General features: G+C 56.5%; 17 protein-coding genes. 13 read left to right on the forward strand and 4 right to left on the reverse strand.

Going from position 1 to position 19161, the window contains the following annotated elements; genetic code table 11:
* Nucleotides 1-42 precede the first annotated feature (42 nt).
* A complete protein-coding gene (gene aptA, locus RMR21_RS18735; RefSeq protein WP_498670947.1) occupies nt 43-1377 on the forward strand; it encodes an omega-aminotransferase AptA in 1335 nt (444 codons plus the stop codon).
* Nucleotides 1378-1536: 159 nt separating this feature from the next.
* Here aptA and RMR21_RS18740 read toward each other — a convergent pair whose 3' ends face one another.
* On the reverse strand, nt 1537-2919 hold the full coding sequence (locus RMR21_RS18740; protein WP_498670948.1) for an FAD/NAD(P)-binding protein: 1383 nt from the start codon (nt 2917-2919) through the stop codon (nt 1537-1539).
* A 312-nt stretch (nt 2920-3231) separates the two neighbouring features.
* On the opposite strand from RMR21_RS18740, the gene repA reads away from it, so the two are divergent.
* From repA to RMR21_RS18765, 5 genes are all read left to right on the forward strand, one after another.
* The gene (repA, locus tag RMR21_RS18745; RefSeq protein ID WP_498670949.1) at nt 3232-4449 is read left to right on the forward strand and encodes a plasmid partitioning protein RepA; all 1218 of its coding nucleotides are present in this window, start codon (nt 3232-3234) and stop codon (nt 4447-4449) included.
* Nucleotides 4446-5459: a plasmid partitioning protein RepB gene (repB, locus tag RMR21_RS18750; RefSeq protein ID WP_498670950.1), complete on the forward strand. Its 1014-nt coding sequence runs from the start codon at nt 4446-4448 to the stop codon at nt 5457-5459. Before repA ends, repB begins: the two co-directional genes overlap by 4 nt.
* Nucleotides 5460-5651: 192 nt before the next feature.
* Nucleotides 5652-6920, forward strand: a complete 1269-nt coding sequence (repC, locus tag RMR21_RS18755) for a plasmid replication protein RepC (RefSeq protein ID WP_498670951.1) — start codon at nt 5652-5654, stop codon at nt 6918-6920.
* Nucleotides 6921-7017: 97 nt separating this feature from the next.
* Nucleotides 7018-7632: a biliverdin-producing heme oxygenase gene (locus RMR21_RS18760; RefSeq protein WP_498670952.1), complete on the forward strand. Its 615-nt coding sequence runs from the start codon at nt 7018-7020 to the stop codon at nt 7630-7632.
* Nucleotides 7633-7747: 115 nt separating this feature from the next.
* Complete coding sequence (locus RMR21_RS18765; protein WP_498670953.1) at nt 7748-8737, forward strand: Bug family tripartite tricarboxylate transporter substrate binding protein; 990 nt, start codon at nt 7748-7750, stop codon at nt 8735-8737.
* A gap of 31 nt (nt 8738-8768) precedes the next feature.
* On the opposite strand, the gene RMR21_RS18770 is transcribed toward RMR21_RS18765, so the two are convergent.
* The 3 genes from RMR21_RS18770 to RMR21_RS18780 form a co-directional block, all read right to left on the reverse strand.
* On the reverse strand, nt 8769-9434 hold the full coding sequence (locus tag RMR21_RS18770) for a GntR family transcriptional regulator (RefSeq protein ID WP_498670954.1): 666 nt from the start codon (nt 9432-9434) through the stop codon (nt 8769-8771).
* A 103-nt stretch (nt 9435-9537) separates the two neighbouring features.
* Nucleotides 9538-11496: an acetate--CoA ligase gene (acs, locus tag RMR21_RS18775; RefSeq protein ID WP_498671809.1), complete on the reverse strand. Its 1959-nt coding sequence runs from the start codon at nt 11494-11496 to the stop codon at nt 9538-9540.
* 53 nt (nt 11497-11549) lie between these two features.
* Complete coding sequence (locus RMR21_RS18780) at nt 11550-12884, reverse strand: SLC13 family permease (protein ID WP_498670955.1); 1335 nt, start codon at nt 12882-12884, stop codon at nt 11550-11552.
* A gap of 193 nt (nt 12885-13077) precedes the next feature.
* Here RMR21_RS18780 and mdcA point away from each other — a divergent pair, with 193 nt between their 5' ends.
* The 7 genes from mdcA to RMR21_RS18815 are packed head-to-tail and all read left to right on the forward strand — an operon-like array spanning nt 13078 to nt 19044.
* The gene (gene mdcA, locus RMR21_RS18785; protein WP_498670956.1) at nt 13078-14709 is read left to right on the forward strand and encodes a malonate decarboxylase subunit alpha; all 1632 of its coding nucleotides are present in this window, start codon (nt 13078-13080) and stop codon (nt 14707-14709) included.
* A 9-nt stretch (nt 14710-14718) separates the two neighbouring features.
* Nucleotides 14719-15048 (forward strand): malonate decarboxylase acyl carrier protein, encoded by a 330-nt coding sequence (gene mdcC, locus RMR21_RS18790; RefSeq protein WP_498670957.1) that lies wholly within the window; start codon nt 14719-14721, stop codon nt 15046-15048.
* The gene (locus RMR21_RS18795) at nt 15045-15926 is read left to right on the forward strand and encodes a biotin-independent malonate decarboxylase subunit beta (protein ID WP_498670958.1); all 882 of its coding nucleotides are present in this window, start codon (nt 15045-15047) and stop codon (nt 15924-15926) included. The genes mdcC and RMR21_RS18795 overlap by 4 nt, the downstream gene beginning before the upstream one ends.
* On the forward strand, nt 15923-16636 hold the full coding sequence (locus RMR21_RS18800) for a biotin-independent malonate decarboxylase subunit gamma (RefSeq protein ID WP_498670959.1): 714 nt from the start codon (nt 15923-15925) through the stop codon (nt 16634-16636). The genes RMR21_RS18795 and RMR21_RS18800 overlap by 4 nt, the downstream gene beginning before the upstream one ends.
* Nucleotides 16623-17270, forward strand: coding sequence for a malonate decarboxylase holo-[acyl-carrier-protein] synthase (gene mdcG, locus RMR21_RS18805; protein WP_498670960.1), 648 nt, complete (start codon nt 16623-16625; stop codon nt 17268-17270). Before RMR21_RS18800 ends, mdcG begins: the two co-directional genes overlap by 14 nt.
* On the forward strand, nt 17267-18133 hold the full coding sequence (mdcB, locus tag RMR21_RS18810; protein ID WP_498670961.1) for a triphosphoribosyl-dephospho-CoA synthase MdcB: 867 nt from the start codon (nt 17267-17269) through the stop codon (nt 18131-18133). Before mdcG ends, mdcB begins: the two co-directional genes overlap by 4 nt.
* Nucleotides 18130-19044: an ACP S-malonyltransferase gene (locus RMR21_RS18815; RefSeq protein WP_498670962.1), complete on the forward strand. Its 915-nt coding sequence runs from the start codon at nt 18130-18132 to the stop codon at nt 19042-19044. Before mdcB ends, RMR21_RS18815 begins: the two co-directional genes overlap by 4 nt.
* Nucleotides 19045-19161 lie beyond the last annotated feature (117 nt).

A 19161-nucleotide genomic window follows, 5' to 3' on the forward strand; every position in this document is an offset into this window, starting at 1 on the left:
ATGAAGTGCAGGAATGATGCACAATCTGAACAGGGGAACCTCATGGACCACAGCAACAAATCCAACATGCCAAACCTTGAAAACTTCTGGATGCCATTTACGGCCAACAGACAGTTCAAGGCAGCACCACGTCTCCTGGCCAGCGCGCAAGGCATGTATTACACCGATGTAGATGGCAATACCATTTTGGATGGCACTGCCGGACTGTGGTGTGTCAACGCAGGCCATGGCCGCAAGCGGATCACACAAGCTGTCGAGCGGCAACTCTCGACAATGGATTTCGCTCCCACGTTCCAGATGGGCCATCCCATCGCCTTCGAGTTCGCAGAGAAGCTGGCTGCCATCGCCCCCGGCGGTCCAGCTGCAAAACTTGATCGCGTGTTCTTTACTGGCTCTGGTTCAGAATCCGTCGACACGGCGCTCAAGATTGCCATCGCCTATCAACGATCCATCGGACAAGGTACGCGCAGCCGCATCATCGGTCGGGAAAAGGGATATCATGGTGTCGGCTTCGGCGGCATATCCGTTGGCGGCCTCGTTAATAACCGCCGCGTGTTCCCGCAAATTCCCGCCGACCATATGCGCCACACGCTGGATGTGGAGCACAATGCCTTTTCGAAAGGTTTGCCACAACACGGCGTGGAGTTAGCCGACGATCTCGAACGGCTTGTTGCTCTTCACGGCGCAGAAACAATCGCGGCTGTCATCGTTGAACCCATGTCTGGGTCGGCCGGCGTAATTCTGCCGCCGCATGGCTACCTCGAGCGGTTGCGCGCCATTGCAGACAAGCACGGTATTCTTTTGATTTACGATGAGGTCATCACCGGTTTCGGACGCCTCGGCAAACCTTTCGCCACTGATTACTTTGGCGTGGTGCCGGACCTCGTGACCACCGCCAAGGGCATCACCAATGGTGCCATCCCGATGGGCGCAGTGTTTGCCAAGCGCTTTGTTTATGACGCCATGATGCACGGCCCGGACAATCAGATCGAGCTTTTCCACGGCTACACCTATTCCGGCCACCCCGTGGCTTGCGCTGCAGGCATCGCGACGCTGGAAATCTATCAGGAAGAAGGGTTGCTCTACCGCGCCGCGGAATTGGAAACCATCTGGCAGGACGCGCTCCACTCGCTTAAAGGAATGCCACATGTCGTCGACATCAGAAACCTCGGTCTCGTCGGCGCGATCGAACTGGCGCCTCGCGACGGCGCACCGGGCACCCGCGCCTATGACATCTTCGTTGAGTGCTTCAAGAAGGGTCTGCTGGTCAGAGTAACGGGCGATATCATCGCCTTGTCCCCACCTCTCATCATCAGCGAGGAAGAGATCGGAAAGATTGTCTCCACACTTGGCGATGCACTTAAGCGGATCGGCTAATCGCTGGAAAACCCGGAGCGGCTCGCCCGCTCCGGTTCATGATTCCGATCAATTCTTCTGAATTTTCATTCGATTTATGTGACTGTTTTTAAACAGCAAAAAACGTCAAAAGAAATCTATCTCGAGTTTTGGTTTCGCCACTCGGTATGATCGAATTGGCTATAAGGCAGAGGATTGAGAACCTGTCGTATCAATGCGTTTGGCAATGTTTTCAGCAACATTACGAGTCTGTACGCGAATGTCAGGCACAGCAGTAATTTCCCAAAACTGCCCGGCTGTCAAGGCGCCCACTGCAAACATTCCCGGTGACGCGAGACCATCACCGGAAACGATACGGGACTCTCTGTCGACCCGGATACCCAATCCAAGCGGGTCAGTCTCGATCATATGCTGACCAAGCATGTCTTGAAGCAAGGGTGAATGGCCAATGCCCGCACGCTCCATTCCCGTGCAATTGACCAACCAGTCAAACGACAATGAAATCTCGTTGCTAACGCCGCGGCCTCGATAGGTGAGCACGTTATCGCCATCCGTCCGCGCAATCTTCGAAACAAATCCGGCGTGAACCCTCACCGTGCCATTCTTTATCAGTTCGTCAAAGACGTCATGAACTTGTGGTGCAATCCGGTGCCGGTGGATGCTCCACCACGCCAGTGCATGCCTGAGAAATCGCGCCCGTTGCGGCAACCCCAATTGCTGCCATAGAGACTGCGTTTTAGGCCTGAGCCCGTCCATGACGCCACGCCAGTCATCACCACCCCTTACCTGCTGGCGCAGACACGCAAGAATCTCGCTAACCTCGGTCGCGCCCGTGAGGTTTGGCTCAACGGGTTTGAGTGGTGTTTTGCTATGGCCGTGTGGAACAAGTCCTCGTCGCGATAAAACATGGATCGGTCCCCGATGCCCTTTGTTGCGCAGGGACAAGACCTGATCAATCATCGTCAGACCGGAACCGAGAATAACGACGGAGTCATTTCTCTTTACCCGCGATAACCACCCCAGCTTCCAAGGATTACGAACGACGCGTCGTAACAGCGCGACGTCGGAATCAGCAGTTAGCCGCGGCAAACTTGCTGTGCCCACACCAAGACACAGTGCTACGTTCGATGCGTGGAGTTGGCGCCCATCGTTCAAACGAAAGGCAACGCCTTCTTTTGTGCAGGAAACACAGGAAACCGCTTTCGCCTTGACGAAATCAACGCGGGCTCGTTGCTGCTGGTTACGCAGAAGTGAGGCGAGCCTGTCACGCAGATACAGGCCGTAATCATTCCGAGGAGCGAAACTCATACCGTCCACCGCCTCACCGCGTTTTTCCAACCACTCCTGAAAATCGTTTGGTCTATCGGCGAACACGCTCATGCGGGCCGCTGGCACGTTCAATCGATGAAGATGCAATTCGGTCCGATAGGCCGTGCCACGGCCGAAAGCGGAGTCGTCACCCACAATGGCAATAGACGTGGTGGCCGGAAGCTGCTCGAGCAAATTGGTCACCAAACTGATCGCCGAAAAACCAGAACCGACAACGGCTACATCATAAAACATTCGGCACCTCATTGGGACTCACTGCGGCGCAGAAAACCTCAACGGCGCGCAAAACGCAAATCTGAAAGATCCATTTCCCTGCCGTTGGTACCTCGTGTTGAAAAGTTTGCCGCGGCTAACCCGCATCGCCGACTGCGCCAACTGAAAGCAAAAGCCAATTTTTATTGGTTAGGCGGCTGAAAAGATTCATGTTTAGCCACGGCGAATGCCTATTGCACCGAAAAGAGAATCGGCGCTTATATCTCAGTTGCGGAAAAAACCGATTTCAGCGAAAAAAACCGCAACTGATCCAACAAGCGGAAAAGACAAGAGATGACCCAAAACGCCGATTTGAAATCTGCTGAGAAGGCGCCCGATCTCACGGCGCTTATTCTACAGCATTCGGCTGCGTTGTCAGCACAGCTACAGGCACATAATGCCAGCACCTTTGCGCCGCTTGCTGAAAAAAGCATGAGAACCTTCTCGCCGTCCGAAACCGCAAAGCTGATTGGCATCGGCGAAGCCTATCTCCGGCAGATCGCCGCAGAGCAGCCTGACCTCAGCGCATCGCACGGCGCCGGGGGACGGCGGAGCTATTCCGTCGAAGACATCCATGACATTCGCAAGTATCTTGACCAGGGTGCACGCGGTACACGTCGCTACCTTCCGCATCGGCGGGAAGGAGAGGACCTGCAAGTCATTGCCGTGATGAACTTCAAGGGCGGCTCAGGCAAGACAACGACATCCGCCCATCTGGCGCAGTATCTTGCTTTGCGCGGCTACCGCGTCCTAGCGATCGACCTCGATCCGCAGGCCAGTCTTTCCGCCCTCTTCGGCCATCAGCCGGAACTTGATGTCGGACCCAACGAAACGCTTTATGGCGCGATCCGATATGACGCGGAACAGCGCCCGATCGCGGAGATCGTTCGCGGCACCTATATTCCGAACCTTCACATCATTCCGGGCAATCTCGAGCTGATGGAATTTGAACACGACACGCCTCGTGCGCTGATGCGTCGCGCGCCAGGTGACACCTTGTTTTTTGCCCGCATCGGTCAAGCCATCGCTCAGGCGCAGAACTTCTATGATGTCGTCGTAATCGATTGCCCGCCACAGCTCGGCTACCTCACGCTCTCGGCGCTGACAGCTGCGACGTCTGTGCTTGTCACCGTTCACCCGCAAATGCTCGACGTGATGTCGATGAACCAGTTCCTGGCCATGACCGGTGATCTCCTTGCAGAAATCGGTAGAGCAGGCGCGCGCTCGGATTATCACTGGATGCGCTATCTCGTTACGCGCTTCGAGCCCAGCGATGGTCCACAGAACCAGATGGTGGCCTTTTTACGCTCGATCTTCGGAGAGCATGTTCTCAACCATCCGATGTTGAAGACAACAGCCGTTTCCGACGCAGGATTGACAAATCAGACATTGTTTGAGGTCGAGCGTACGCAGTTCACGCGGTCCACCTATGACCGCGCACTGGAATCCATGACAAACGTAAATGCCGAAATTGAAGGCTTGATCAAGAAAGCCTGGGGTAGAGCCGTATGAGCAGAAAAGAAATCTTCGCAAATCTGACAACGAAGTCGGCGGAAACTGCAGAGGCTCCGGTTGAGCGTTCACGCCCGCGTATTCGTCCCATTCTCGGATCACCCGATCTCGTCACCGACGTCATCAATTCACCGGTCGGCATGATCGGGCAATCCTTGAATGAGGTGTCTGAACGCTCAAAGCGGGCAGAGGAAATCGAACGGCGCCTGGCTGAAGGTCTGACAATCGTCGCGCTCGATCCTTCAGAGGTCGATCCATCCTTCATACCCGATCGGATGCCCGCATCATTGGAAGCTGATGCCGGTCTTGTTGACGCCATCAGAGAGCAGGGACAGCAGGTTCCGATCCTTGTACGCCCTCATCCTGAACAACCGGGCCGCTATCAGGTAGCCTTCGGTCATCGTCGTCTGCGCGCCGTTGCAGCCGTCGGTATTCCTGTTCGTGCTGTTGTTCGTGATCTGTCAGATGAACAGCTCGTCGTAGCCCAAGGCCAGGAAAACAACGAGCGCCGGGACCTCAGCTATATCGAAAAAGCAAGGTTTGCTCAAAAACTCCAGATGCGCTTCTCGCGGGAAACCATCATGGCCGCCATGTCGCTCCACAAGGGTGATTTGTCCAACATGCTGTCTGTGGTGGGACGTATACCCGATGACATCGTTGACAGTGTGGGTCCAGCTCCAGGCGTCGGAAGACGCAACTGGATGGATCTTGCAGACCAACTGTCCTCGTCCAAGGTCAACGAAGCGGCACGTGCTTATCTGAACGATGAGAGCGTCTCGAACTTGCCATCCGAGGAACGGTTCAAGTCTCTTCTGGAGTTTCTGAAGCCAAAGCCAGAACCGAAGAAAACAGGTGTTCTTTCATCGATGACCGGCCAGAAGCTGGCAAAAATCATCGAAACTGACCACAGAATCGATATTTCCATTGATCGTCGTCAGGCACCAGAGTTTGCCGACTTCGTCATGGAACATCTCCAATCACTGTTCGAAGAGCATCGCTCCAAGCAGTGATTTTCATTTTTCGTTCCAACAATCAACAGGAGCACTAAGTACAAAAGAAAAAAGCCCCCGAACGTTACCGCACGGAAGCTTTCTTTGATCTAAGCACCCAAAGAATCTCATTTCCGCGAATCATAGTCAAGAGTCTTGGCATCGATTTTTTTCGGTGAGCGATTTTCTTTTGCCTTTTTGAAGGTGAGAGACATGAATAGCGATATTGTAGCGACGTCCTTTGGGCGGCGAGGGGTTTCACTTGGCCTTATCGCCAACCAGTTTGCGTCAAGAAAGATTGACCATTCCAAATCAATCGATAAATGGAAACTGTTTCGCGCGATCTGCGAAGCCAAACCTTCGCTTGGGGTTTCAGACCGATCACTGGCTGTTCTTAACGCTCTGATCAGTTTTTATCCCAAGGCCGAATTGTCCGAAGAAAACGGTTTGGTGGTCTTTCCGTCAAATCAGCAGCTCTCTCTTCGTGCACACGGAATGACAGAGCAGACATTGCGGCGCCATCTTGCAGCCCTCGTGGATGCTGGACTTATCCTTCGCAAAGACAGCCCCAATGGAAAGCGATACGCACGCAAGGACAGAACCGGCGGGATCAGCGATGCTTACGGGTTTTCCCTCGCACCACTCATCACGCGTTCAAACGAAATCAACGATTTGGCAGAAAAGGTCATCGAAGATCGTCTGCACTTGCAGCGGCTTCGCGAAAAGATCAGCCTGTGCAGACGCGACGTCATCAAGTTCAGAGAAATAGCACTGACAGAAGGGATTGATGGACCGTGGGACCTCTATCAGCAGAGATATCTCACAATCACATCATCGCTCGATCGCAAATCCAAGGCTCCCCATCTGGCTCTTGTGCTCGATGACATGACCAATCTACACAACGATATGGCTAAGAGATTGGAAAAACACATCGAAAAGCAAAATTTAAGCGCCAATGCCTATCAAAATGAGCGGCATATACAGAGTTCAGAATCCGAATCCCTATTTGAAAAAAGAGAGATGGATAACGAACCGAAAACGGCGGAAGTTCAAACCGTGGTAGAGGTCGCAGCAAAGGAAGACTTGAAAAGAAAGCCAGCGATCAGCGGTGCCAGATCACACGAAACCGAGAATTTCAATCTCCAGACGGTGCTCAACGCATGCCCCGATATCTCGCTGTACGGCCCCAACGGCGCTGTCAGGGATTGGAATGACCTGAAACAGGCTGCCAGGGTCGTGCGCTCAATGCTGTCTATCAGCCAATCTGCATACGATGAAGCCGAAAAAGCTATGGGAACCCATAGGGTAAATACAATCATAGCGTGTATATTGGAAAAAGCTCAAGTCATAAACTCCGCCGGCGGATACCTCAGAAGCTTGACCGACAGAGCCAATGAAAAACAATTCTCCATCCAACCAATGCTCAACGCACTGATGCGGGCACGACTGACAGACCAACGAAGCTCTGAGAGCCGGACGTGAAGACATCAAGATGCTTACGGAATGCAGAAGAAATGAATTTGACTCCGAAAGGAAAGATTTTTATCTGCGGTTCAGGGATTATAAAAGGGACTGGTACATGGCAGACATCGACCCGAGCACCGCGACATCACAGGCAGAAACAAGCCGTACAAAGCGCTTGAAGGCTGCGACAAGAGGCGCGCACGAAGCGCTCGACACATTTATTACCACCGCCAAACCCTTTGAAAGTCGGAGCAATTTCGCAAAGTACGTTCAAAGCCAATATCTGTTTCACCACGACGTGGATGCTTTCTACCAGAACGAAAGGCTCCATCGGCTGCTACCCGATCTCCAAGGCCGCAGACGGCTGGGCCTCATCGAACAGGACCTCGTGGATTTGGAAACATCGGTACCCACGCCCGGCGAGGTCCACTTTCATGATGCTCCCGCCACCTTTGACGTCGCGCAGGCCATGGGCTGGCTATACGTGGTGGAAGGATCCAATCTGGGTGCGGCATTTCTCCTGAAGGATGCAGCAAAGCTCGGCCTGGATGAAACCTTCGGTGCGCGACATCTTGCAGGCGCTCCTGAAGGCCGAGGTCTTCACTGGCGCACCTTCGTCGCAGCGCTCGACGCAATCGATTTGAGTGAGGATGAAGAATATCGAGTTATCGCCGGCGCTGAAGCGGCGTTCCATGCCGTACACAAGCACGCCATGCAGATGATGGCATGAGTGAAAAGCCCAGCCATGCTGACCCTCGGAAACGAGAGTGCGACCTCTGTTGCCCTTGCCCAAGATTACGGTAGAGTGAACCCCGTGGCGAGGAGGCCACAACACAGGAGGTTCAATGAGACATCAGCTTTTCAAGCGGCGTGCCGCGATCGCACTGGCCGCATCCGCAGTATCGGCTCTCGCATTGGGTGGCACAGCACAGGCACAAAGCTATCCCGCCAGAGCAATTACGCTTGTTGTTCCTTTTGCGGCTGGCGGCTCCACTGATGTGGTAGCACGTGTCATTGCACAGAAGATGGGCGAAGATTTGGGCCAACAGGTGATCGTCGAGAACATTGCCGGTGCCGGTGGTAATCTCGGCGCTGACCGGGTGGCACGGGCTGAACCGGATGGCTACACAATCCTCATGGGTACGGTGGCGACACATGCGCTCAACCCACTCATTCTCAAGACAAAACCCTATGATCCTGAAAAGGATTTCGCCCCTATTTCACTGCTTGTGGTCGTTCCCAATGTCCTCGTGGTCAATCCGCAGCTGCCGGTAAAGAACGTTGCGGAACTGATAGCTCTTTTGAAGGCCGAGCCCGACAAATACGCTTACGCTTCGTCCGGCAATGGCACACCTCTTCATCTCTCAGGCGAATTGTTCAAAAGCATGACGGGCGTAAGCATGCAGCACGTTCCCTACAAGGGTTCCGGCCCTGCCTTGAATGATCTACTCGGAAACCAGGTTTCGATCATGTTCGACAATCTGCCGTCTTCTTCCGGTCATATCAAATCTGGCACATTGCGGGCTTTGGGCGTGACCACCGCTGAACGGGCATCGTCCTTCCCGGATGTTCCGACAATTGCCGAGACGGTACCGGGTTATGAAACCTACACTTGGAATGCATTGTTTGCACCAAAAGACACACCAAAGGAAGCCGTAGACAGGTTGAATGCCGCTGCGAAAAAAGCTCTGGCAGACCCAGCCGTTTCCGCCCGTATGGCTGATTTCAGCGCCAAGATTGTCGGCTCTACGCCGGATGAGCTAAAAACCCATGTTGCGACAGAAATCGCCAAATGGGAACCTGTCGTCAAAAACGCCAATGTACAGATGGATTGACGCGTTCTGCAGCCACGGTCAGCTTGTCGATCTACTCTTGCTCGTTTTCGTCAGATGTCTGCATGAAACGGGCAAGGGCGACGCTCGCATTCAACATATGTTCACGCATCAGCAAGCTGGCCTGCGTAGCGTCACCTCGCATGATCGCTTTGATAATACCTTCATGTTCGTGGTTCGATGAGCGTAAACGCTCGGGGTAGCGTAATTGCGTCCGGCGAAATGGCAAAAGGCGGGCGCGCAGACGCATCAGCTCTTCAAACAGAAAATCATTGTGGGCGCTGCGATATAGCAATTCGTGGAAGGTAAGATTGAGCTCGTCATATTGGTCGAAATCGGCGTTATTTGCCGCTTCTGAGGCTCTCTGGTGGATATGAAAAAGCTTGGCACGCTCAACACCTGTTATGCGATAGGTCGCAAGACCAACGCACATGGCCTCCATCTCGGCGGTGACCTCAAACATCTGCATGAGGCGCGGCAAGGTCAGGGGCAGAACGAAAGCGCCCTTGCGGGGACGTATCTCCACAAGGCCGCTTGCCTCCAATTGTCGCAGAGCTTCTCTGACAGGCGTTCGCGACGCGGAAAAGCGCGCACCAAGCGATCCTTCCTCGAGAACGGAGCCGGGTTTGATGACGCCGGTCGAAATCTCATCCGACAGCACAACGCGAATATGTTCACTGATCGAGCTGGCTGATGTCATCAGGCTTTTTCTCCCTTGTCGAATGTTTCGTGCACGACGGCTTTGACCGAGGTCCCTAACATTCTTCGTGGAACGGCAACAGTTCTAATACCCCCCGCGGTCCTTACGCTGCCTCCACCTTATTCTGCCTGTTTTCGATGAGGTCATCGACGACGGCTGGGTCTGCGAGTGTGGATGTGTCGCCGAGCGCTCCGAAGTCGTCCTCTGCGATCTTGCGCAGGATGCGGCGCATGATCTTGCCCGAGCGGGTTTTGGGCAGGCCCGGCGAGAACTGGATCTTGTCAGGCGTGGCGACAGGGCCGATTTCGTTGCGGACATGCTTGACGAGTTCGGCGCGCAGCGCATCGTCGCCGGTCTGGCCCGCCATCAGCGTGACGTAGCAGTAGATGCCCTGTCCCTTGATGGTGTGCGGATAGCCGACGACCGCGGCTTCCGAGACCTTAGCGTGGGACACGAGCGCCGATTCCACCTCCGCCGTGCCTAAGCGGTGGCCGGAGACGTTCAGCACGTCATCGACACGACCGGTAATCCAGTAATAGCCGTCCTCGTCGCGGCGGCAGCCATCGCCGGTGAAGTATTTGCCCTTGTAGGTCGAGAAGTAGGTCTCGATGAAGCGCTGGTGATCGCCGTAGACCGAGCGGGACTGTCCCGGCCAGCTATCGGCGATGCACAGGTTACCATTGGCGGCCCCTTCCAGAACCTTGCCTTCGGCATCGACCAGTTGCGGCTGAACGCCAAAGAAAGGCCGTGTGGCCGAGCCGGGTTTCAGGTCCGTCGCACCCGGCAGCGGCGTGATCAGAATACCGCCGGTTTCCGTCTGCCACCAGGTGTCGACGATCGGGCTCTTATCCTCGCCGACGATATGGTAATACCACTCCCAGGCTTCCGGGTTGATCGGCTCTCCGACCGTGCCGAGAAGCCTCAAGGAGGAGCGCGAGGAGCGTTTGACGAACTCGTCGCCCGCCCCCATCAGCGAGCGAAGCGCCGTGGGTGCCGTGTAGAAGATGTTGACCTGATGCTTGTCGATAACTTCCCAGAAGCGGCCCTGATCGGGAAAGTTCGGCACGCCCTCGAACATCACGGTCGTCGCGCAATTGGAAAGCGGCCCGTAGACGATATAGGAATGGCCCGTCACCCAGCCGACATCGGCGGTGCACCAGTAGATATCGCCGTCGTGATAATCGAATACGTATTCATGCGTCATCGACACATAGACCAGATAGCCGCCTGTCGTGTGCAGCACGCCCTTGGGCTTGCCGGTGGAGCCTGATGTGTAGAGGATGAACAGCGGGTCTTCCGCCTTCATCTTTGCCGGTTCGCAATGGGCTTTGACGCTGGCGACTTCCTGATGGTACCAGAGGTCGCGCTCGGGTGACCAGCTGGTCTTGCCGCCGGTGCGGCGCACGACCAGCACCTTGTCGACCTTAACATTCTGCCTGGCCGCGATGTCGACCGCCTTGTCTGTATTGTCCTTGAGCGGGATCGGCTTGCCACCGCGCACGCCCTCGTCGCAGGTGATGACGAAGGTGGACTGACAATCGACGATGCGGCCAGCCAGCGCATCCGGCGAGAAACCACCGAAGACGACGGAATGGACAGCACCGATGCGGGCGCAGGCGAGCATCGCATAGGTCGCCTCCGGCACCATCGGCATGTAGATGGTGACGCGGTCGCCCTTCCTGACGCCGTGCTTCTTCATCACATTGGCCAGACGACACACCGCATCGTAAAGCTGGTTGTAGGTGATCTTCTTGTCGATATAGGGATTGTCGCCTTCCCAGATGATCGCGGTGCGCTCGCCATGGGTCTTCAGGTGACGGTCGATGCAATTATACGAGACATTCGTCAGCCCGTCCTCGAACCACTTGATCGGCACCTTGCCCGTAAACGACGTGTTCTTCACCTTCGTATACGGCTTGAACCAGTCGATCCGCTTGCCGTGCTTGCCCCAGAACCTGTCAGGGTCATCAACGCTCTCCTCGTACCATTTCAGGTAACGGGCGTTGTCGATCAGCGTGCTCGTCTTCGCAGATTGCAGAACAGGATAGATTTTCTGGGACACTGTGACCTCAATCTTCAAAAAGATGATGGGCTGGCGGTGGGGAAGGGGCCGTATCAGATCCAGCCAGGCGCCACGAAGACGAGCCATGCAAGCAGCGGACCCAGCGCCACGACCAGCGTGCTATAAAACAGCAGGATGCGGAAGAAGGCCGTTTGATCGATGTTCTGGGCGTTTGCTACCACAAGCGCACCATTTGTCGAAAAAGGTGAGACATCGACGATGGTGGCGGAAATCGCGAGTGCTGCAATCATGCCCGGCGTGCTGAGGTCACCTTGCATCAGCATGGGTACCGCAAGCGGGATCATGGCCCCCATGACGCCGACAGACGATGCGAATGCCGAGACAATGCCGCCGATGTAGCACAGCAGCAATGCGGCAAGCAGCGGCATGGCAAGGCTGGACACGCCGTTGCCGACAAAGGCGATGGCGCCGGATTTTTCGAGCACGCCGATATACGTGATGACGCCTGCTATCAGAAGCACAGTGGACCACGCGATCTTGTCCACAGCACCTTTTTGGCCGCGCGGGCAAACCAGAGCAAGGACCACGGCCACGCACATGGCGACCAGACCGACATTGAGGCTGAAGACGAGGGAAAGCGTTGCAAGCGCGGCGAGGCCCGCCAGCGTCAACGCCTGCTCGAGGTCCAGCTTGCCCGTGGTCGTAACTTCTGTCAGTTCACTTTCACGCTGACGTGGATCAACCGCCATGTGTCCACCGCTGCCGCGCACATCCACCGACACGCCCGGCATGAAGACATTGCCCGTGCCAATGGCGCCCGCCGCCGCCTTCGATTTTCTGCCGAGAACGAAGAAAGCACAAATGGCAATCAACAGGTTGAAGCCGAGACTTGCGAGGAAGAGAACGGTCTCATCCCCCGGCAGACCTGCACGCGCCACCACCTGGTTGGTGATGCCACCGTAAATGCTGATCGGCGAGAAACCTCCGCCCTGTGCGCCATGGATGACCATGATGCCCATGAGCAACGGATTGATACCGTATTTGGCTGAAAAACGCAGTGCAATCGGCGCAATGATGGCAACGGCGGCGGGGCTGACAGCGCCGATTGCCGTCAAAAGTGCCGAGACGAAAAACATGACCCAGGGAATGGCCGATATCCGACCCCGAACGGCACGAACGCAGGCCTGCACCAGCCAGTCCACCGTGCCGTTATTCTGCGCGATGGCGAAGAGATAGGTGATGCCGACAAGCGTGACGAAAAGATCACCCGGAAAACCTTCGAAAATCTGTTTGACGCTCATGCCCACGACGAGCGTGCCGATGATGAACGAGAGCGCGAAACCCAGCGCACCCATATTGATAGGCAAGGCGGTCGCCACGATGAACATGACGGCGAGCCCGAGTATTGTAATGACTTCTGATGACATGACAGCTCCTCCCAAAGCCAGGGGTCAAGTGGAAGCGGCACCCTCATGCCGTCTGCCATCGTATGCGGCGTCCCCGCACAACCCATGCGCTTATGTATGCGCAAAAAATCACAATACGCAATAATGAATTTATAAGTTGATATAATTTCGCCTTGAGAATACATATGAGCGTAAATGCAGTGGAGGCGCATTCATGTGGAATAAACGTGCGACGAACCGCGCAAGCCGACTGGAGCGAGCATCACAGCTTGCCAGCGGCAAGGTGGTCAAAGCAGATGCCATCACGGCGCTGCTGGAAGCGATGATCGAGCCGGGTGACCGGCTCTGCATTGAAGGGAATAACCAGAAACAAGCTGATTTTCTGGCGAAGGCTTTGGCAAATGTGAACCCGCAGGTGGTTCATGACCTGCATATCGTGCAGTCTGTACTGGCGCTGCCTGAACATCTCGATGTGTTCGAAAAGGGCGTAGCGTCCAAGCTCGACTTCTCCTTTTCAGGGCCGCAGGCGGCACGTCTGGCCCGTTTGTTGAGCGCCGGTCAGTTGCGTATCGGCGCGATCCACACCTATCTTGAACTCTTCGGCCGTTACTTTACCGATCTGACGCCACGTGTGAGCCTGATATGCGCGCAAATGGCCGACCGTGCGGGCAATCTCTATACGGGCGGCAATACCGAAGACACGCCTGTCATCGTAGAGGCAACGGCGTTTCGGCAGGGCATCGTCATCGCTCAGGTCAACGAGATCGTGGACGTCTTGCCACGCGTCGATATTCCGACCGACTGGGTGGATTTCGTCGTTCAGAGTCCGAAGCCGCATTATATCGAGCCGCTCTTTACCCGCGATCCGGCGCAGATTTCCGAAATTCAGGTGTTGATGGCGATGATGGCCATCAAGGGCATCTATGCCGAATATGGCGTGACACGGTTGAACCACGGCATCGGCTTCGATACCGCAGCCATCGAGCTCATTCTGCCGACCTATGCCGAAAGTTTGGGATTGAAGGGCAAGATCGCCACCCACTGGGCGCTTAACCCGCACCCGGCGCTGATCCCAGCCATCGAGGCGGGCTTTGTCGAGAGTGTGCATTCCTTCGGCTCGGAACTGGGGATGGAAGACTATATTCGTGCCCGGTCCGACGTGTTCTTCACCGGGCGCGATGGTTCGATGCGCTCCAACCGGGCGATGAGCCAGACCGCGGGCCTTTATGCCTGCGACATGTTCATCGGATCGACGCTTCAGATTGATCTGGAGGGCAATAGCTCCACCGCAACGCTTGGCCGTATCGCCGGCTTTGGTGGTGCACCCAATATGGGCTCGGATGCGCGGGGCCGCAGGCACGGCTCCAAAGCCTGGCTGAAGGCAGGCGAAGAGGCATCCACGGGCGGCATACCGCGTGGTCGCAAGCTCGTTGTGCAGATTGTGGAAACGTTTCGCGAGCATATGGCTCCTGCCTTCGTCGAAAAGCTGGATGCATGGCAATTGGCCGAATCCGCCGGTCTCGAACTGCCGCCGGTGATGATTTACGGCGACGATGTCACGCATGTTTTGACAGAAGAGGGCATCGCCAATCTGCTGTTGTGCCGCACGCGGCAAGAACGTGAGCAAGCCATTCGCGGCGTAGCTGGCTATACGGCGGTCGGGCTTGGTCGTGACAAGCGGATGGTGGAAAACCTGCGTGACCGCGGCATCATAAAACGGCCAGCCGATCTCGGTGTCGATGTTTCACTGGCAAGTCGCGACCTGCTGGCCGCCAAATCGATGAAAGATCTCGTGCATGCATCGGGTGGTCTTTATCGCCCGCCTGCGCGTTTCAGGAACTGGTGAGGTTCTAAAATGGAAAAACTGGAATATGAATTCGAGGGTGGCACCGTTCTGGCGGCACGCAACAAGCCCATTCTATCAGGCGTTCTGGGCTCCGGAAATCTGGAGGTTCTGGTTGAAGCCTGCGACCTCTCGGGCAAATGCCGGGTGGAAGTCGAGACGGCGGCGGTCGGTTTCGGCACGGTCTGGCAGGCCGTCCTTTCGGATGTGTTCGATCGCTGGAAGATCGGTGACGTGAAAGTGTCCATCAACGATGCGGGCGCGACACCTGCCGTTGTGGCACTGCGTCTGGATCAGGCGCTACACGCCTACTCAGGCAGAGGCAGCGAGGCAACGTCATGAGCAAGAGCTGGTACGAAGCAACCGCGCGCGCGCGTATCGACGGTCTGCTCGATGCAGGCAGCTTCATCGAACTTCTGCCACCGGAAGACCGGATGATGAGCCCGCATTTGCGCGTTCTCGGCTTTCCTGCTGCCTTCGATGATGGTGTTGCGGTTGGCAAAGGCACGCTAGATGGCAAGGCGGTGCTGGTTGCCGCTCAGGAAGGCGCCTTCATGGGGGGGGCCGTGGGCGAGGTTCACGGTGCCAAAATCACTGGATTGTTGGAACGTGCGTGCGACGAAAAGCCAAGCGCCGTCTTGCTTCTGCTGGAATCCGGCGGTGTGAGACTGCATGAGGCCAATGCTGGCCTTATCGCAGTCTCCGAAATCATGCGGGCCATTCTGAGCCTCAGAGCAGCAGGCATTCCGGTGATTGTGCTGGACGGAGGGCGCTACGGCGTCTTTGGCGGCATGGGCATCGCGTCCCGGCTTTGCTCCTCCATCATCATGTCGGAAGAAGGCCGACTCGGTCTGTCCGGGCCTGAAGTGATTGAGACGACGATGGGTGTCGAGGAGTTCGATGCGTCCGACAAGGCTCTGGTCTGGCGCACGGTGGGCGGCAAGCATCGCTATATCCTGGGTGAAACCGCAGAGTTGGTTTCGGATGACATGAATGCATTTCGCAAGGCGGCGATTGCGCATCTGGGCAAGGCGAAGCCTCTTGATCTCGATGCCATCGAGGCGGAGCATGAAGCTCTTGCCGTGCGCCTGAAGCGTTTTGGTGACGTGCAAGATGCGAACGAGATCTGGGCGGCACTCGAGATTGCCGATTCGGAGCGAATTCCGTTGATGACGACAGAGGAATTTCACAAAGCCGTCGACGGGAGCAGGAGCGCATGATCACGCCCGAAGCATTGTTCGACAGGCTGTTTCCGCAGGGATACGATATCACCTCCGAAGGCCTCTTTTTCGCGGGAACGGCCAAGGCCGGTTCCGATCTCGTATCGATTATCGGCACGCGGGAAAAGGCGCATATTGGTATCGATCTCGCCATGCGCATGGCAGCGGAAATCATCCGCGTCATGAAGGAGCGTCCGGGAAGCCCGATCCTGCTTTTGGTGGATACTGCTGGGCAGAAGATGGCCCGACGCGATGAGCTGCTCGGCCTCAACGGCTATATCGCCCATCTGGCCAAGACCATCGATGTGGCGCGCAGGCGCGGACACCGCATCATCGGTCTCGTCTATGGGGAAGCGGTAAGCGCCGGTTTCCTGTCCTCCAGCCTTCTGGCAGATGTGTGTTACGCCCTTCCGGAAGCAGAGGTCCGCGTCATGAACCTTCCCGCCATGTCGCGTGTCACGAAAATTCCTGTCGAGTGGTTGGAGGAGCTGTCGAAAGACAGCGCGGTCTTTGCACCCGGCGTTGCCAATTACGTCGCCATGGGCGCGGTCCGCGAGATCTGGGATGGTGATCTCGCGGTAGCCCTGGTGAAAGCGCTGGAGGAAAAGCAGCACCCGAACAGCGATGCCCGCCGCGACTATGGCGAACAGCGCAAAGGGCGCATGCTTGCCCGCTCTGTGTCTCAACGGGTGCGGCATGACGCGGCCTGACAGGCATCGCTTCGTCACGCTAAAGCCGTCATGGCGCGACGGTGCAGATGTCTCTCCCTGCGGCATGGCGGGGGGTGATAGGCTCTTCGACTGGATCGATGCGGGCCGCCCGCTGGTCGTGGCCTCCTCTGCCGCTGGTGATGAGGTAGAAACGGTGCGCCTTGGCTTGTCCACACCGCAAAAGCAGCGCTTCGGACTTCGCGTGCCGTTGCATGCCATCGACCGGATTTTGCCGCCGGTCCGCCTTAACGAGGCGGCTGCCAGTGCGCCACCGTCGTGGAGGCCAACGATCGACGCGATCTTGAAGGTGGTGGAACAGCATGAGCTGGAGCTGTCCGTCTTCGGATCTCTGGCATGGTCGCATCTGTCTGGCGAAAGCCACTTGCGGCCAACCTCGGATCTTGATCTTTTGATCCTCGCGCAGGGCGAGGCAACGGCTCTTCCAGCTATTCGTATGGTGCTGAATATCGAAGGTATTCCCAGCCTGGATGGTGAACTGGTGCTAGCCAATGGCGCTGGCGTCAGTCTGCGCGAATTTGCCCGGCAACCGGAGCATATTCTGACCAAGCAGCACGGCGGCCCGCAACTCGTGTCACTCGCCACACTGACGGGTGTCGCAGGGATGGCTGCATGAACATGATACCGCAGCCTCTTGCAGAACAACCAAGCTTCGGTCCGCGCGATATCAGCCGCACCATCGGCAGGCTGGCTGTTCGTGCACTTTACACGGAACTCGCGCTCTATCCCAAGCCTGGCCTTGTCAGTCCTATCGACAATGGTGCCCATGACGACATGACCATGACAACCTTCATGCGCAGCCTGTTTTCTCTGAGATGCTATTTCCCGCAGATAGCCTTGGCTGGCGGCGCAACGAGCGAATTCCCAGAGCTTCGGAAACTGGGACTGGGTGCCGAGCACCGAATGATGGTGGCAACACGTGGGGTCAACACGCATCGGGGAGCGATCTTCAATCTCGGCCTGCTCTCTGCTGCTGCTGGCTATCACGTTTCAAACCATCTGCGGATTGATGCCAATGCTGTCTGCATGACAGTAGCCAACCTGTGGGGCAAAGACATTCTGATCGATGAGCCGGTCGACTCCCATGGGTCTCGCGCACTTGCCCGGCATGGCGGTGGTGGTGCGCGCCAGCAGGCTGCCTCAGGCTACGCGGTTCTTCGTGACGTCGCGCTGCCAGCTTTTCAGGACGCGTTGGTAAAAGGAGCCACCCGCAACTCTGCGGCACTTCAAACTTTCTTCGCCATTATGGCTGTGCTGAACGACACCAACATATTGCACAGAGCCGGTCGTGACGGCCTCGATTATGCACAGGGACAATCGCGGGCTTTTCTTTCCAGCGGCGGCGTGTTCGCGCCGGACCATCTGGCGAGAGCAACCGATCTTCACCGTACTTTTTGCACGCGCCGGATTTCACCCGGTGGAGCGGCCGATCTCCTCTCCTGCACCCTTTTTCTGCATGATCTGGAGGTCATGTCATGACACTCGGCATCCTCTGCCCCGGTCAGAGCGCCCAGGCACCCGATATGATCGACCGTTTGCGAGCCGCACCCGAAGCGGCCGTCGTGTTTGATGCCTTTCACCAGATCATGGGGTCAACGATCGATGCCGTCCTGAGCGAGGGGCGGCTGCACGACAACGCCATCGCGCAGCCGGTGATCTGCGCCGTCGAGCTCGCCGCCTTTAATGCGATTAAACCCTCCATACCCGAGCCCTCCTATTTTGCTGGCTACAGCATTGGTGAACTCGCGGCCTATGGCTGCGCCGGTTCGATCAGCGCGGCAGACATCATTCGATTGGCCAGCCTCAGGGCCACGTTGATGGATGCCGCCTGTTCCGAACCGACCGGGATGATTGCCATCCGTGGTTTGCGCGAAACGACACTGGCACCAATCTGCGAACGCAACGCGGTCTACCTCGCCATCCGCAATGGTGATGATCGTTTCGTTGTGGCGGGTCCCCTTCGAAACATTGCATTCACAACGGCGGACGCTGAACGGCGTGGTGCCCATATCACGCGTCTTCCCGTAAAGATCGCGTCGCACACGCCACTGATGCATTCCGCTGTTGCGACTTTTGCGAAGGCCTTGGGGAACACGGAATTCAAGAGCCCGACCGCAGCGGTTCTGGCAGGTATCGATGGCGCATCCGTTCGCTCTCATGACATGGCGGTGCAGCGGCTTTCGGCGCAGTTGGAAACGCGTATCGACTGGCAGGGCTGTATGGAAAGTCTGAAGGAGGCGGGATGCACGACATTGCTGGAACTGCTCCCTGGCGGCGATCTCTCCTCGATGGCGAAAGACCGTCTGCCCACGGTTTCGTCACGATCGATGATCGAGTTCAAATCGGTTGATGCCGCTGCCGACTGGGTTTCCCGCAAGGAAACGCTCTAGCACGTTGTTTGCGCGCAACAGGCCTTAACAAAACCCCGGACAAGGCCAAGAAGCTTCAAACGTTGCCCGTTTCCGACAAGCATTAAAGCTTAAACTTGATGTAGATGCTCATCTTAG

The sequence above is a fragment of the Agrobacterium sp. rho-8.1 genome, assembly GCF_033957725.1.
GTDB lineage: Bacteria > Pseudomonadota > Alphaproteobacteria > Rhizobiales > Rhizobiaceae > Agrobacterium.